11 protein-coding genes are annotated in these 14,625 nt (G+C 36.0%); 1 reads left to right on the top strand and 10 read right to left on the bottom strand.

Annotation, left to right across the window (positions count from 1 at the left end; all coding sequences use genetic code 11):
- Positions 1 to 25 precede the first annotated feature (25 nt).
- From ACWNCI_RS02170 to ACWNCI_RS02135, 8 genes are all read right to left on the bottom strand, one after another.
- The gene (locus ACWNCI_RS02170; protein ID WP_449387003.1) at positions 26 to 883 is read right to left on the bottom strand and encodes a hypothetical protein; all 858 of its coding nucleotides are present in this window, start codon (positions 881 to 883) and stop codon (positions 26 to 28) included.
- Between the two features lie 122 nt (positions 884 to 1,005).
- Complete coding sequence (locus tag ACWNCI_RS02165) at positions 1,006 to 2,283, bottom strand: hypothetical protein (protein WP_449387002.1); 1,278 nt, start codon at positions 2,281 to 2,283, stop codon at positions 1,006 to 1,008.
- Positions 2,284 to 2,555: 272 nt separating this feature from the next.
- Positions 2,556 to 2,966 carry a 5-fold beta-flower protein gene (locus tag ACWNCI_RS02160; protein ID WP_449387001.1) on the bottom strand — a complete coding sequence of 137 codons (411 nt, stop codon included), beginning with the start codon at positions 2,964 to 2,966 and terminating at the stop codon, positions 2,556 to 2,558.
- Positions 2,967 to 3,376: 410 nt separating this feature from the next.
- Positions 3,377 to 4,123, bottom strand: a complete 747-nt coding sequence (locus ACWNCI_RS02155) for a hypothetical protein (RefSeq protein WP_449387000.1) — start codon at positions 4,121 to 4,123, stop codon at positions 3,377 to 3,379.
- Complete coding sequence (locus ACWNCI_RS02150; protein WP_449386999.1) at positions 4,120 to 8,127, bottom strand: hypothetical protein; 4,008 nt, start codon at positions 8,125 to 8,127, stop codon at positions 4,120 to 4,122. The genes ACWNCI_RS02155 and ACWNCI_RS02150 overlap by 4 nt, the downstream gene beginning before the upstream one ends.
- Before the next feature lie 323 nt (positions 8,128 to 8,450).
- On the bottom strand, positions 8,451 to 8,846 hold the full coding sequence (locus ACWNCI_RS02145) for a hypothetical protein (RefSeq protein WP_346985738.1): 396 nt from the start codon (positions 8,844 to 8,846) through the stop codon (positions 8,451 to 8,453).
- Positions 8,847 to 8,906: 60 nt separating this feature from the next.
- Complete coding sequence (locus tag ACWNCI_RS02140; RefSeq protein ID WP_449386998.1) at positions 8,907 to 9,074, bottom strand: hypothetical protein; 168 nt, start codon at positions 9,072 to 9,074, stop codon at positions 8,907 to 8,909.
- A gap of 166 nt (positions 9,075 to 9,240) precedes the next feature.
- On the bottom strand, positions 9,241 to 9,399 hold the full coding sequence (locus tag ACWNCI_RS02135; protein ID WP_169231035.1) for a hypothetical protein: 159 nt from the start codon (positions 9,397 to 9,399) through the stop codon (positions 9,241 to 9,243).
- A gap of 891 nt (positions 9,400 to 10,290) precedes the next feature.
- Here ACWNCI_RS02135 and ACWNCI_RS02130 point away from each other — a divergent pair.
- Positions 10,291 to 10,956, top strand: coding sequence for a S24 family peptidase (locus ACWNCI_RS02130; RefSeq protein WP_346985739.1), 666 nt, complete (start codon positions 10,291 to 10,293; stop codon positions 10,954 to 10,956).
- A 69-nt stretch (positions 10,957 to 11,025) separates the two neighbouring features.
- Here the strand turns inward: ACWNCI_RS02130 and ACWNCI_RS02125 are convergent, their stop codons facing one another.
- Together ACWNCI_RS02125 and ACWNCI_RS02120 are read right to left on the bottom strand one after the other, a co-directional pair.
- Positions 11,026 to 11,979, bottom strand: coding sequence for a hypothetical protein (locus ACWNCI_RS02125; protein WP_449386997.1), 954 nt, complete (start codon positions 11,977 to 11,979; stop codon positions 11,026 to 11,028).
- Positions 11,980 to 12,045: 66 nt separating this feature from the next.
- A complete protein-coding gene (locus ACWNCI_RS02120) occupies positions 12,046 to 14,622 on the bottom strand; it encodes a PKD domain-containing protein (protein WP_449386996.1) in 2,577 nt (858 codons plus the stop codon).
- Positions 14,623 to 14,625 lie beyond the last annotated feature (3 nt).

Below are 14,625 nucleotides of genomic sequence, written 5' to 3'. Positions count from 1 at the left end.
GTCTTGTTATTAGCGATCAGATAATTTATTTTGCGATATTTTCATAATCACATTCGATTCTTACATTTCTGACGCCCGTTATGATGCTTCCTGCCCAAACATTTTGATTTTTTTGTCCCGGCAACAAATGAGCCGTCATTAAAAGTTTATCACCATCTGCATCATAAAGCCTGCATTCTATGGACTTATCGATTTCAGTAAGATCTGCTTTATAAAAACAAGCCAAAGAATCCGACAAGTCGTAATGATCTGTAATCATATCTTCAGAGGTATATTTATTAGACCAGTAATTTCCATATAATGCGTATTGAACAGGTATTTCAGTTTTATTAACAAGCGTAAACCGTGTATGTAAATTGCTTATTTTCTTTTCAAAATCCTGTTTGCTTATTTGTATATAAAACTTTTTGTTTTCCACCGTTCCCAATTCAAATTCGTCAGGAAAAGCCGTAAGATTATTTCCGAACAGTCTGTTCGTAGCATAGCTGTCATCGATCAGGCTATACAAATAGTAATATTTATTTTCTCCTAAATCTTCCACCGAAAATTTTTGTGTCCTGATTGTGTAAGGTGCACTGCCCTGAAAATACCTTTTTTCTTCTTTGCCGGTATTGCTTATTAAAAACATTTGATCTTCCTCCTCTTTTGAACTTACAACGATTGGAAACACCTCATCTTCAATACTCACGGTACTATAAGCAATATATCCATTATCAAGAGATGCCAGACGGTTTGAAAGATCAACCAGTTCTTTATTAGTCAGTACATCATCTTTAAGGCTCAAAAAATCGATCAATTCTGCAAATTGGCTTTCTGTTGGGTATTTACCTGTTTCAAAATAGGTTTTTAATTTTTCTCTCGTGGTTATTTCGTTTTTTTCCATGTACTTTATTGTTCTTTACTACTTATGATTTACAGTTCAAAATTCCTGTTTTTTTTCTTCCCATAAAAGTTTTTTGCCCTGTGGATTCTGTAGTTGCAGTGAGTCTTTATTTGACCTGATGTTTATAATGATAATGGAGTGTCTGTAGTTTTGGTGTATTCAAGGATTATGTGAAGTGACCAATCAGCTTTTTGCCCATTTATTTGTGTAAAATCCAGGTAAGAATCGTCATGAAAAAAGTTAACAGATAAAGTTTCGGCGTTTGCAATAGGATAGCTTCTGGAACCGATTCTTGCTGTACCGTTTATAAAGATATGCTCTATATTTAATGATGATAATTCTATTGATTTTCCAGGTTCTGTTTCTGAAATATTTTCTATGACTACACATCTGTAAAGAGGCTTTTTAAATTCATTATCAATCTGAAAATAACTTCCTGTACGGGTTTCTTTGAAATAATGATTAAAATTTGTTTTTTCTTCTATTCCGAATGTCCCATCGGGCTTTGCAACTACGTTTTGGGTAAAACCAGAATCTGCTTTCGGAAGTCGGTGAACTTTTAATGAAGAATCAAAATCCAGCGTTCTTTCTACAAAGTCTCCACCTATAAGAGGAAGTGTTACATTATGGTTGAGTACGTTTTCTGATGAATGTATGACTAATTTATTATTGGTATTACCGCCAATCGGAGCATTGGCCCCAATGGTAACATTATTATTCCCCTTCAGGTTATTGGGAAGATCTGTAGTATATCCCGATCTGAACCCTAAAAAAGTATTAAAATTATATTCCTGAGTATGCATTGTTCCACCATCAACAAATCCGGAATGGCTTCCCAAAGCTGTATTACCGTATCCTCCTATAAAGTTACACATAGCCACTCTGCCAACGGCTGTGTTATTATGACCTGTAGCAAAATAATACAGCGCGGCCTGTCCCACGACAACATTCCAGTATCCTTCCTTTAGAGCAATCATTGAGCTCGATCCAATTACAGTATTTCTGATGCCGGTTGTGAGTTGCCATAACGCGTGACTTCCAAAAGCCACATTCCCATCTCCTGTGGTAACATTCTGCAAGGCTCCGTAACCAAAGGAACTATTGTAAATTCCTGTATGATCAGGATTCATGTTTCCAAACCATTGCGACCATGTTGTCTTATTGATTCTTAATTCAATTTTACTAGAAGGTGTTGATTTACTTTGCACGAATTTAATTCCCTGCTCGGGCACCTGATTATCTCTGCCAACAACCGTTGCGAGAGTTTCCGGGGAAGTTATATTTTCCTCTTTATGCCAATAAGAATCGATCCATTCTGCAAATTGGCTTTCTGTGGGATATTTTCCTGTTTCAAAATAGGTTTTTAATTTTTCTTTCGTGGTTATTTCGTTATTTTCCATGTATTGCTATTCTTTACTACTTATGATTTTACAGTCCAAAATTCATCCTTTTTTTGTTCTGCCGAAAGTTTTTTGCCTTGCAGGTTCTGTAGTTGCAGGAATTAACGGAATGAGATAAAATCTGGAAGCGGGATGATGGAAGCAAGAAGTTATGATTGGGATCTGCATATAACTTCCGGCACCCACTTACTTTTTACGTTAAAAACAACAAAGGCTCGGATTATTATCCGAGCCTTATTTTTTAATGTAAGTTTATTAAGAAATATCTTCTACTAATCGAGATTAAAGAAGAAGAATACTACCGCTGCCCACTCTTTCTTCACTCCTTTAGCATAGCCGAGCGTACCGTGACTGCTATTTTCTACCGTTCCATCATCCTTAATGTATCCAATTGTTGAATGGCTGCTGTTTTCCACCGTTCCGTCTTTTTTAATATAACCGACCGTAGAATGACTTCTGTTTTCTATTGTACCGTCACTTTTGATATAACCGATGGTGCCGTGACTTTTATTTTCGATGGTTCCGTCGCTTTTAATATAACCAACGGTTGCATGGCTTCTGTCTTCGATGGTGCCGTCGCTTTTGATGTATGCAGTAGTATTATGATTTCCGGATTCTATAGTTTGTGCACTTAGAACGGACAAATTGAATAGTAGGAAACAAATGAATAGTATTTTTTTCATAGATTAAGATTTAATTCTTTGGCAATACTAATATATGACGAAATTTCTTAAATAAAAAAGAGGATTTTTAGAACAGAAGTTTTTAAAAATTTGAATGAACTTCACGACTTCATATTCAATGTCTTTTGTATCGTACTGTCAATGACCTCACACTCGGGTGGTCAACACCTTCTAGACAGTACGGTCAACATACTATTGACAGTGCGGTCAAGGTGATGTTGACTATAGAGTATGTTTTTCACATTAAATAATTCACAACCTTATTATGTTTATGATCAGCACTACAGGTTTTACAAATATTTCGGTCATTAAAGAAAAATTTTTTGTTTTAAAATGAAACCGATCATTAAATATAAATGAAAAAGCGAAACCTCTTTTTAGAGGTTTCGCTTTATAAATTCGCTTACAGACTAGTAAACTATGCCAAATTCTGATAAATCAGGTTCCAAATGAGGAAAGATTACAGGAAAAAATCTTTTCATCAGGTGGTAACTCGGTGATTTTTCTTTTAAACAATAAGTTAGATTCCAATAATTGAAGCATTTAGCTTTATAAGCCAATTCTAAATATTGTTCAAATGTAACTTTCATGTCATACAATGCTTCCGGAAAACCGCCAAAACCTGTATACAGATACATATTGTCTATTAACTTCCCGTTTTCAACCTTCATGCAGGCAACAGCAAATTCATTCGTATCAATAGGTCGTAAATCTCCTCCATTTAATCCTACACTTATTGCAGCATCATACATTCCGGTTGATTTTACATTCTCTAAATCTACAACATTTGTAAGTTGAGTTATATTTAGATTACCACTGAGCAGTATTTTTACGGCTTCCCAGCTGTATCCATTATCTATATACTCTTTCTTTATCCATGGATCTTCTTTGAATTGCAAAGACGTATCTTTTTTTTCAGGATCAACATTTTCAGATATATCCCACCGCACATTTAACTTAGAAGCCTGTTTATAAAATTCTACTAATGCAAAAGGAAGTGTTAAATTGTTTTGGCTTGCAATATCCAAAATTTCTGCATTGAGAATACCTTTTCCCATAACTGGTCCTGGAGCATGCAAAGTACAACCATTATTCTTACTCTCACATATCTCATCAAAGTATAATTTTTCCCAAATTAAATCATATAAATCTTTCATATATTTAACTTACCATTATTAACTAAATTTATTAATTCCATAATTTTTTCTCTCATTTTAGGATCTAGTCTAGCTCTTATCTCCCCAATATCATTAAAAACTCCATTTTTATTACGCTCATTCACTAAGTCTTTAAAGAATCCTGTCATTCCTTTAATCTCATTAGCTTTAGCAACCTGCTGTAAACGTGCTGCAGTAGCCGTATTAATGTTTACAGTGTAAGATTCTGGAATTTCAAGAGGTTTATCAAATCCGTATGGGCTTGGTGTTCTTTTACCTGTTTTTACATCATATTCTCCAAATTCAACTTTTATATGTGTTGGGAAATCACCAGCACCGTATGTTAAATTGGTTTCATAAAAATAAGATTTATTGTCTTTCCCTGCAACTGCTTTTTTTGCAGGGTTTTCAACTGCTAGTTCCATCCCTTTGTTTATGTCTTTATGAGCGGGGAATAAATTCCATTCAACACCCGGCCCATGTAAATGATGGTTAAGTAAATGGGCTCTTACCCAAAAATTCGAACGCTGGTCAGGATCGATTTGTTCCCATCCAACAGGAACACTACTTCCCGGTGAAGAACCGTGTGTATTGCCCGGTATCTTTGTTAAAGGCTGGGCAATAACTTGTTTTGCCTTTTTCCCCTGTGTTGTATGAGTAACGTTAGTAGGTAATAAAGAAGTTGTTTCTAGGCTGGTAACACCTATAATTTCAAGTGATGATGCTACAGAAACCAATATATCTTTCATAGCATTATACTCCTCTTTTACATTAGCGCTATAGTTTTTATCCTGTTTGCCTCTATACTTGGAAAGTTCTTTCCCAAAATTCTTTTTATCGATATTGAGTTTATTGAGTGCATCTTGTTTTTTAGAATAATCACTCGATGTCTTATTTGCATGAATTTCTTCTTGCTTCTGTCTTAACAATTCATTAAAACCTATTCTTGTGCTATAAACAGCTAATTCTCCTTCATTTTCAAACTTCAATCTATGTCCTCCATCAACGTTGATTTTTTCTTCATTATTTCTAAGTTTGGCAAATAATTTTTCTCTTCCATCGGGGATATTATCTACATCCTCTTTTTTATCCGACCTAAGTTTCCCAACACCAATTTTCCCTAACAATCCTTTCGCCTTCCCTTTCACAAATTTCCAGAATTTGGTAATGGCTTTTTCGATACGGCCCCGTATTTTTTCGATGACTCCTTTCACTTTTTCTGCCAGTCCACTGATTCCTAACAATGAAGCTAAAAAGCCTATCAATACAGGAATAGCTTTGCCTAATGCATTTTCTATAGATTGGGCTACTGCGCCTACATTTCCGCTGGCGATCGCTTTTATACTTGCGGTAAAAGCTCTTACCAGTTCCATGATTTGCGCGGCTTTCTGGATGAAGAATTTCACCAGATCTATAATCGCCATGGCAGCTTTGACAAACGCTCCCACAGGAGTAAGCATACTCATAATAGTTTTGATACCCGCCTTTATCACTTCCGTTTGGATAATCTCCATAATGGTATCCATCACAGTTTCTTTCAGGTCGGCAAATTGATCTTTCAGGTATTCCCAAAGTCCGGCAATGCCGTCTTTACGAACGATCTGCACCATTTCAAAACCTGTTTCAAGAACTTTCATTACGGGTTCTCCCACCACTTTAGTTCCGATAGATCTGATGTTATCCCAAGTCAAACTAAGCATCTGCATACTGATGGAGAAAATTCCTTTTAAAGAGAATATGTCTTCCGGCATGGTAATAGAAATTCCTTTTGTAGCTCCGGTAAGCCATGTAAAGAATCCTGTTTTAAGATGCGTCCAGATATTAGCTCCGAAATTGGTAAATCCTTGTGATACTCCGTCAATAAGGTTTGATAAGAAGTCTATAGGGTGTGCAATAATTGACAAAATAACATCTATGGCACCCGAAAGTAAATCGGTAAGTGTTTTCCGGATGTTCTGAATGGTTTCCCAAACCCCCAGGGACGCTTCTTTTAAAGCACTCAGGAATCCCTGATTTCTTTTCTTTATCTCATCGGCAAGTTCGTCAACTTCTTTTAGCGTGTTGTTGTATTTGGTCGCCAAAGAATCAATTAATGAAGATTCTTTATCGGTGATCGATTTTTCAAGTTCTTTGAATTGTCCCTGAATAGCATCAATATCACCTTTAATGGCTTTTTTAACATCAGCCGGGAGGTTTTTAATGAAATTTGTCACCTTCTGACGGCCGGAGGTAATGGCAGATTTAGCCTTATTCAAACGATCGGTTACTAAATTGGCAATTGTGTTGATTGTACCATCCAGTTTTTCAAGGAAGATTTCACGTCCTTTAGTAAAAAACACGTTTACTTCGTCTGGTAATTTTCCATTCCATGCATCTTTTAAGCGTTTACCATATTTAGTGACATCATACCAGCTGCCATATCGTTTTTCTTTGTACTCATCTGTTTTTTTAGTCACATACTTTTCGAAAGCATCTTTGGCAATTTTGGCTCCGGCATCAAATAATTGGGTTACTTTAGTTTCCAGATCATTCAGTTCACCATCGACAGATTTTTTAGTATCGGTATAAATTTGATTAAGCTGTGCTACGACTTCCTGATGTTTGCCTGTATTTTTTTCACCGGCTTTGCGTTGGTTTTGGGTTACACCGCCGAGCATTTCTTTTCTGCTGTGATGCATACCTTCCATTGTACTGTTGGTTTTTCCCTGTGCATCCTGTTTAGAAGATTCCAGCTTTTTGTTTTCAGCTGCCTTAAATTCTGCAGGTGCATTTTCAGCATTCTCCTTGGCTGCTTTTTTAGCATTAAGAGCATTTATGAAAGCTGGCTCGTTCGAGCTCGCCAACTGTTCATCGGTGATGTTATTTTTTTCAAATTGCTGTTCAACCGCTTTATAATTTTTCGTAATAGGTGTGCTAACTTCTGCATCGCCTCTTTTAGCCGGTACAGTAGCTTTTATATTAACTTTTGAACCTATTTTCGGATCAGGCAATGCTGTTGCTGTACGCTGTTGAATTTTCGATTCGTTTGGTTCTTGCTTAGCCACAGCTTCGATGCCACCTGTTACATTTCTCTTGGAAGCCACGACATCTGCTCCCGCCAACTGATTGACCTGGGAAATGTTATTATGGTTTTCAAAATCTTCGACCTGCTTTTCATTTTTAGGCAATTCCATTTTTTTAATCCTCTCAGTTAATTTCGCCTTGAAATCTGAAGGTTTAAAAGGATTTGCCTTTTGCTGGTCAAGTTTTTCCACCTGCTGACCGCGTGCTTTTGATTTACGCTCTCCGGCTGGTACTGCTGCTGCTGCGCTGGCATGCGTTTCGGCTTTATCTTTAGTGGTGTGGGCACGTTTTGTTTTAGCAGTATTTTTCACCAAGCCTATCGTTTCATTGAATTGAGGGTCACTGTGTGCGTCTGCCGGTGTAGTTCTCACCGCAGTTTCTTCCTGCTCTCCAGGTAAAATTAACTCTGTACTTATTTCTGATGTTGCAGCAGGATCCTGAACAGGTTGTACCCCAGCTGGAGTAACAGCTTCTGAAGCTTGTGAACCGGTTGTTTCTGAATTGCTTTTTACATTCTGAGCAATCGCTGCCTGCTCCTGCACTGTCTTCGGAACATCATTTCCGGATTTAATATTATGGTAATCCTGCACCTGATCCGGATTCAGGGTTGTCATGTAACCTTTTTCCATATCCTTAGTATCAGGATGGTTGAGATTACCCGTTTCTTTCAGGCTTTCCTGAAATCTTCCATACATCACCTCTGAACCTTGGTCATAAATGGTTTGCGAACCATGAACAGCCATTGTACCATTTAAACCGAGTTTGCCGGCATCAGAATTTGCTGATGCTGACTTAATGATCAAGTCTCCTGACTTTTGGGTCTGTACATTGTCCACTTCTGTCCCGGAAAGGGGTACAACCAAAGGATCTTTCGGCTTTTGTTTTTTTTGGTGGTTTTGGTGGGCTTTGTGGTCTATTTCTACAGGTTTTGCTGTTTTCATTGACTTAGTTTTTTAATTTCATATTGGTTTGAAAGGCATACAAAACGCAATCGTATGAATTGCGTTTTATATACCTGTTGAATGTGAAAAATCAGTCCCGGTGTGGGAGATTTTTAAAGAAATGTAAGTAATCAGAAGTGGCATTTAACGTTGTAATGAGAAACAGGTAATGGTGTAACCACTTCAGGTTTTTTGCTTCCTTTTGTTTTTTTGAGTTTTCAGGTTATCTGGTTCAAAAATCACATTTTTTGGGGAGAATACCTCTCTTTTTAAGCGATGGATTCTGTAGTTGCAGTAATGAGTTTTCAAAAACCACTGTGCAGCTACTTTTTCACCTGATCCTCAGGAATGTTCATTGCCGGTTCTTCCTTTTCGTCAGGTCTTCTGTCTGTTCTGACGCCATATCGATCTTCAATGAAAAGATTCACAGCTTTATCAATCCAGTTCGGCAGATTTGTGGTGATCATCTTTAAGAATTTATCATAACCATAGCCAAGCACAAATAATACTCCTGTCGAATACCATTTATCATGCAGTTCGGCTCTGTTCATTAAATAACTCATGGTGAAACCGACTATAACAACGATCATCAATGTGATAAGGTGTTCCCACATCTTTTTTTTCTCTCTATTCTGTATCGAGATCAAGACTCTTAATAATCCTCCTGAAAATGCAATGGCAGTCCCGATTAATAGAGCTTTTATACTATCCAAATTCATTCTTTCCCTTATATATTTATGTATTAAAATTTTATTTTTTCCACAACTTTATGTGTGTCATTATTCCAGATCCAGAATGTACATATCATCTAAAAATCTTTTGCTTTTCTGCATATTCTCGTTTTCGTCTGCATAGGCTAATTCATCGATAAGATCACTAATGTTTTTTCTGGGATTCTGTACTTTGTTTCTGTTTCGTTTTATTTTTTTTCTTCTCTTCTTATTCATGGTTTCTGATTTTTTTAATTAAACAATCGTTTTTAATATTTAAATTGATTTAATCTTACGGACAATCGGCTCATTTTTAAGCTTATACTTTATTCTAAACAATAGAATTGAAAAGCAAAGCCGTTCTACCTTAATATTTTACCTTTTCCAGGGATATAATTAAGATCTAGCCCTGAAGAATAATGTTATATATTGTTCTTTCAGACAAAAACAGCATTTCCGTCAATTCGGTTACGATCACTTTCATCTGTTTATCCTGATTACGTTTTACATAATCGATGACGAAATCTTTTCTTTTCTCTACTAATTCTTTGCTACGTTTCATTGTTTGGTTAAGTTTTTATGTTAAAAGTTTTTATTTTTTGAATTAAACGAATGTTTGTGCTTCTTAATTTTCAATGGTTGATTAAGTACATAAGAAACTCTAAAGACCAGTAATAAGCCTTTGAACACATGTCTAATTACACTATTTAGTTTTTTGATTTTTAGAAAGTTGACAATGGACACTCTCCAATAGAACACATCCCAACCTTTCCGTTTAGATTTTATTTTTCAAAAATCGTCTATTACTGCTTATCAAGAATCAAAATTTCGTAAGCAGTTAAATAGCTTCGTTTACTGACAGTATTTGATTTTAAAAAGAGCGCAAGATTCTATCTGACAGACGGGTGATTTTGTTTTACAATGTTTTGTTCGCTTTTTTTTAACATGTACCACAATTTACTGATAACTATAATTAATCGATATTTTATATGTTAAACAGTAATCTTTGTTACATTTTATTGATTTGTCTTTTATTTTGACAAGCAACAAATAGTCAATGTCAATTTTCTAAACAAATAGAAAAAACGCATTTTAATCACCCTTATGTGTTCGAATATTTTTAAAAAACAAAAAAAGCGCACTATTTACATTTTAAAGATTAGAAATATTCATTTTGTTCTTATCAGCGCCAGATAAAACGAAAAGAAGAGAAAATCTAATCATAAAGGTCATTAAGTCTGAAAGCCGCCTATAAGCCATTGATTACGAACAAAAATTTAATTTTAACAATGTTTTTAATCATTAAATAAAAATTAAATCATTAATATAATTTTGTATATTTGCAATGTTTCATCTTAACTTCGAAACAAATATACGAACATTGTTCGCTTTTTTGAAAATAATTATGAATATTTTTCATATTTTTTTCCACAAATACCGTAAAAACATCAAAATGAACTATTTAGAATTTAAAGAAATCAGAAAGAAGCTGAACATGAAGCAGGCTGATATAGCAAAATCCATAGGTGTCGGCACAAGAGCCGTACAGTACTGGGAAAAAGGCGAACGTAAAATACCTGAAACAACAGCTTATTTCGTAACCAACCTGCTTCTGGAGCAGCAAAAGCAACAACATGAAGACAGTGCCTCACCTGTTGTTTTTTCAGATATGAAAATAATGAATGTTCCGCTTGCCAACCAATATGCACAAGCCGGCTACCTGAGCAGATTTGCAGATGAAGAATATATAGAAACCTTACCCACCATTCCTTTTACAGATGATATAGAGCACAGAGGTGAATACATGTGTTTTGAAGTGAGAGGAGACAGTATGGACGACGGGTCCTACGAAAGCTACCTGGAAGGTGATATTATTTTATGCCGCAATGTAAGACAGGATTACTGGATGAGTAAGCTGCATTATGACAAATGGGATTTTGTAATTGTTCACAAAGAGAAAGGGATCCTGATAAAAAGAATCATCAATCACGATGTTGAGAAAGGCATTATTACTCTTCATTCCTTAAATGAATATTACGACGATTTCGACATTCATCTTCAGGATGTTGCAAAACTTTTCAATATCATCAGTACAAGACGTAAAAACAACAGAAGATAATTAAAAAAACTTGTTGACTTAATAAAATCCTCACCAATGAGGATTTTATCAGTCTTTTAAAAAACACAATTAGTAATTACACTTATAACCGGAAACACCAGCAATCTGACCGGTTTTCGGATTGACATCATAAATCAGAGCCGGATTATTTTCAAATCTGATCCATCTTATTCCAGTTTGATTGAATCCCGTACTTACGCCTCCCTGAGCGTCATCAAAACTTGCTAAACTTCCTGGTATTGCAGGTTTTTCGGGTGTTAAACCATTAGTATAAATAAAGCTCCCTTCCTGTGGAATACTTGTAGTAAGATTTACCTTTTTCATTAATGGATTACCATCTTTAATACATATACTTGCCTTAAATTCTCTGATATCTGTAGGATCAACACCATTGAATGTATCCGACACACAGTAGGCATCAAAAGGATAAAGATTTTTTTGGACTACCCAAGTTCCGGATACGAACATCTTTATATTTGACCAATCCGAAATGTCAGATAAAGAACAGTATTTTCTTACCCTGATGTATAACTGAGTGTTATTTTTAATCGTTCCATCGTTCATTTCAATATACTGTATTGAATTATAATCACTTGCCATGATTACCTTTAGCTGAACAATATTCTTAAAGTCACTGTCTGTTGCGATCTGGTATTGTACCGCATAAAGATTCGTGGTATCTAAAGAATAATCCATGATAATCTGATCATTCTCCCCCAAATATACATTCTTAATAGACGGAGCATTACACGCCAAAGGATTACACTTCCCTATTTGAAAAGAGCTTGTCTGCGTGGCAGTAACTCCGTTTACCCCTAATTCTACCATTAAATCATATTCCCCCGACGTCAGAATTTCAGGAAGCTCTACCAAAGTAACATCACTTACCGGTATCGGCGACGGTATCACATATTCCGTAAATGTTGGCGAATTTTTGATCCGGTAAAACGCTGTCGCTTTGGTGATCGGCAAGGAAGATGTGTATTTTATCTTAAATGAAATTTTGCATGCTGCTATTGCCATTATATTATTTTTTATTGTTATTTTTATATTAGTTAGCATCTAAGGGATGATTTGATCATCCCTTTATTAGCCTTCATAGATTACATTAACGACCACTTCTTGAGATTTGGCAAATAAACCACTGTCGACATCTACCACGGTAAGCTGGAATATATATTCTCCTGCAGCCAGATCTTTAACCTCCAGTTCAGGACTATTGACTCCGCTCAGCGTTGCTGTCGGACCGCTTATTTTCGTCCAGGAATACAGAAGCGTTGAAGGCCCATCACCCTGCCCTTGTACCATAAAGGATCCGTCTCTTATAAAAACTGTTTCAGGACCTGTTGCCTCCGCTTTAATCACGGGAACACTTCCTTCACAGCAGTTTATTCCATCTGAAAAGTTGATATTATCCACCACGACAGTCGGAGCAGCAGGTACATTATACCAGTTTCCGATCGCTATTTCCTGCGTACATCCGTTATTACCTACCCTAATCCTTATCGTCGGAATTGTTTTCGGATTCAAATTGTGGAAAGTATAACTCACAAATCCTCTTGCATTTGGATTCATCGTAACCCAACCTCCATTGTCCCAGAAGTCCCAACCGTAGGCATAATTTGCAAAATCCTGTCCGGAAACAGTAAAGTCTACCGTAGCAGTTGTAGAATCACCATCTGCATAAACAACAGAAGCAATGGCAACTTTTACTTTTGGCTCTGCAATAACTTTAATACTGCAATTGGTTGGTTTTCCGTTTACCGTAAAGCCAATGGCCTGGCCATATAGTTGCGGGTTTACTAATTTAGGATTAAAGAAATATTTTCCGTTGTCGAGTTCCACTCCATTCGGATCTGAACCAACGGTGGCTTTTACCACTCCATTTACAGGAATTACGGTGAAAGGTATCCTGCTGGCTTCAGAACAAATAACGGTATTTGGCAAACTTAAACCGATTTTAACTTTTGGCGTACAACAAATATATGGAAGTGAGAAATCTGCAAAAACGGTTGGATTTTCCAATGACTCATGGACAATGATAAATGTGCCGCCGCGTTCCACTCCACGTTTATGTTCCAATCCAGGATGTTTTTCTACATACTCATTGAAATAAGCTTTAAACATGTCCTTATTATCCACTAATTCTTCTAGAGACAAAATCATCACATCAAAGCCCAGCTGTTCTTCATTTTTGATTTGATTCAACAGATCAAAAGCCTGCTGGTAGTGCATACCCTGATGGCCTTCTATATTATAAAATGAATTTTTATCTATATTAAAATCTAAAGGTTTTATTACATAGGCATCTGATGAAAGCCAATTGTTATATCCTAAATTATCCCTGAATGACCGATTGCTCGTTTTATCAAAATTCCAGGATTTCAAGAATTCGTCATTGACGGTGTAATAAAAAGGAACTGCTTTATTGCTAAGATTCAGTTTTTGTGATGGTGTAATTTTAATTTGTGCATTACCGTTATCAGTAACCGGAAAATTCCGGAAATTCTGCGCCTGCTGAACAAAACGATTGATCAGCAATTTTACCTTTTGTGTTGATTTTTCATCATCTAAAACAGCTGAATTATAAAACTGATGTCTTGAAAAGTCCAGTTGAGTGCTCGGAATTAATTTCCCCAACATAATGTGTTTAGGAAAAGAATCTACATCCGGAAGATTTACAGTAAATGCTTTAGGCAGTAATTTTATAATTTCATAATATGTATCTGCTAAATCTTTCACTACATCATAAGCATACTGAAACCCTGCGCTTTGCGTAAGAAAGCTTTCCAATGTATTTTTAAAATCTTGATAATAAGCAGTCGGAAGTCCGATTAATTGAGCGATTGCATTGATTTTTTCAAAAATAATCCTACCGTAATCATTGTTTTTTAAAACTGTAGAATAGAGGCTTTTTACATCAGAAGACAAGAATTTTTTATCAATTCCCTGCCCTTCAATAAGTCGCTCTATAATCACCCGTTCCTGCTTCCCGTACCCCATGATATCATCTATAAACAAAGGATGAGGCTGAATACGATCTTCCCCAAGAATATTAGCAATTCCTTCTGCTGTAGTGACTAATACTTTAAGATTTCGGATTTGCTGGACCCCATGATTATCACAATCAACTCCCCTGCAGGGCTTTACTTCTTTTTCATAGCTTTCCAAATACAGTAACAGGTAGTTGTCTTCTAATTTTGTAAGATTATTAATCGGTTGAAAATCATCACCCGCTTCCTGTGCTGTTGCCAACTCCCAAAGTTCAATTTGCTTACCTGCACCGTTGCGAAATGCCTGATATTTAGCTTTGAAATCGTCATATACTTTAAAATGCGTATAGTCCTTACTTTCTATATCGATGGTTTTCAGGTCACTTACATATAAATCTTCGCTCACCTTATTGGTATTATTTAGGGTCAGCAAATCACCATCAGTTGTTACCGCTACTCCCTGAGAAAGCCGTAAGCTGCTCAGAATCCTATTGGTATAAATAAGATTGGGTTTAAAGCCACATACAATACCTACTCCCTGAAGCATCACCCTCGACAAACGGTCCTGATCTTCAAAAAAATCCAGAAACTCGTTGAACTGGGTGTATTCTATATATTGCCCTTTACTGAATTTTCGGTATTGAGTTGATATATCACTTAATTGATTATTCATTAT

This window comes from Chryseobacterium lineare (assembly GCF_977014045.1).
This window is presented reverse-complemented; position numbering and strand designations above follow the sequence as displayed.

Bases quoted from the DNA above. Each gene is read 5' to 3' on its own strand.
- ACWNCI_RS02145 (WP_346985738.1), bottom strand. From the start codon at position 8,846: ATGAATTTGGATAGTATAAAAGCTCTATTAATCGGGACTGCCATTGCA.
- ACWNCI_RS02165 (WP_449387002.1), bottom strand. From the start codon at position 2,283: ATGGAAAATAACGAAATAACCACGAAAGAAAAATTAAAAACCTATTTT.
- ACWNCI_RS02150 (WP_449386999.1), bottom strand. From the start codon at position 8,127: ATGAAAACAGCAAAACCTGTAGAAATAGACCACAAAGCCCACCAAAAC.
- ACWNCI_RS02160 (WP_449387001.1), bottom strand. From the start codon at position 2,966: ATGAAAAAAATACTATTCATTTGTTTCCTACTATTCAATTTGTCCGTT.
- ACWNCI_RS02125 (WP_449386997.1), bottom strand. From the start codon at position 11,979: ATGGCAATAGCAGCATGCAAAATTTCATTTAAGATAAAATACACATCT.
- ACWNCI_RS02120 (WP_449386996.1), bottom strand. From the start codon at position 14,622: ATGAATAATCAATTAAGTGATATATCAACTCAATACCGAAAATTCAGT.
- ACWNCI_RS02130 (WP_346985739.1), top strand. From the start codon at position 10,291: ATGAACTATTTAGAATTTAAAGAAATCAGAAAGAAGCTGAACATGAAG.
- ACWNCI_RS02170 (WP_449387003.1), bottom strand. From the start codon at position 883: ATGGAAAAAAACGAAATAACCACGAGAGAAAAATTAAAAACCTATTTT.
- ACWNCI_RS02135 (WP_169231035.1), bottom strand. From the start codon at position 9,399: ATGAAACGTAGCAAAGAATTAGTAGAGAAAAGAAAAGATTTCGTCATC.
- ACWNCI_RS02155 (WP_449387000.1), bottom strand. From the start codon at position 4,123: ATGAAAGATTTATATGATTTAATTTGGGAAAAATTATACTTTGATGAG.
- ACWNCI_RS02140 (WP_449386998.1), bottom strand. From the start codon at position 9,074: ATGAATAAGAAGAGAAGAAAAAAAATAAAACGAAACAGAAACAAAGTA.